The sequence below is a fragment of the Oleiphilus sp. HI0067 genome (genome assembly GCF_001635735.1).
Map to the genome: position 1 here is coordinate 1 of NZ_LWFI01001045.1, position 1,407 is coordinate 1,407.

Consider the following 1,407-nt stretch of genomic DNA (forward strand, 5'->3'; position numbering starts at 1 on the left):
GTAACTATTACACCAGATACAGAGCTCCAAACTGTCAAAGGCGCAGTATTTAGCGCTGTTAATCAGGTGGGTAAGAATGGCAGTGCATCCTCGTTAGCAAACACAGCGTCAGATCTCAGGTCTGAGTTTGGGCAATCAACGAGTTCTCAGCAAGCGAGTGTTAACAATTCGAATGGCCAGGCTTTGAGGCCCCATGGCCAAAGCGCGATCGCGGGATCTTCTGCACCATTAGTTGGTGTTGATGGCGCGGCTAGTAGCGATTCGCAAACTAACTTAGGGAATTCATTTCAACGTTCTGCGATCATTTCAAATGAGGGCTTAAGTTTGGGTAAAGATGGCGTGGCGGCTTCTGCTGCTGTATCTAGTTCGCAGAATGGCCAAATGAATTTTGCACATCCTATTGTTAGCGGAGAGCTTACTGTCTCGATTAACGGTAAGCCAGTGGATTCTTCCGCGCTAAATCCGATTGCCCAGTCTCCTCAGTCCCTTGAGAATGGTTTTGAAGTATCTGCTAAGGACGGGCAAGTAAATTCGGCCGTTAGTGAGACAGTGTTGAATAGTATGACTTCGGTTATACGCACCGATACAAGTCCGAATGCTGCTGATGGTGCATCTCATGTCGTAGGTGCAATGAAGGTTGGTAATACTATGATGGCGCAGGTAAGCGCTGCAGGGCCAGCATTGTCGAACGCTGCATCCATTATGCGGGTTGAAGGTTTAGCTCAAGCACAAGTTCAAGCAGCTGCTTCGCAAAACGCAAATACCTCTGCAGGTCTGACCAGCAACTCTCCGTATAATGCTAACGCGGCAAACATCACGAGTACTTTGCTGCAACCTGAAAGTAGTACGCTTGTTTCCGAAAGTGATTTTAGAGCGAAGCTGCAGTTCGAGCTAAGTTCTGGTGGTATCCAGAATGTTGACGATGCGCCTGACTTAGGTCTGAGCAAATTTGAGGGTTTGACGAATCAACGCCTCGTTTCAGATAGCAGAGTGCCGGAGTCACAAGCGGGTAAAGCTTATGTTAGTTCATTGCCATTAGCTGTTGATGACCCCGACTGGTCAAATCAGTTAAATCAAAAGTTGATGTGGATGAGTGCTCGTAATATTCAACAGGCCGAATTGCATTTGAATCCTGCTGATATGGGACCGATTGATATAAAAATTCAGATCGGCGCTGAGCAAAGTTCTATAAACATCAATGCTCAGAACCAAGGTGTGCGCGAATTACTTGAGGCTAATATTCACAAGCTAAAAGAAATGCTGAATGGCAGCTCTGAGGAACTTGCTGACGCAGGCGAGCAATCGTTAGGTCAAAGCTCTGGCCAAGAGTCGTCGCCTGAGCAAGGTGGTCAAGAAGATCAATCTGTGGCGTATAGTGCTGGTACGAGTACACCGCAAAATCATCAA

Annotated in this window: 1 protein-coding gene; it reads left to right on the forward strand. The window is 47.1% G+C overall.

Annotation, left to right across the window (positions count from 1 at the left end):
- A partial coding sequence (locus A3739_RS14400) for a flagellar hook-length control protein FliK (protein ID WP_197472333.1) occupies positions 1-1,407 on the forward strand: 1,407 nt, incomplete at both ends.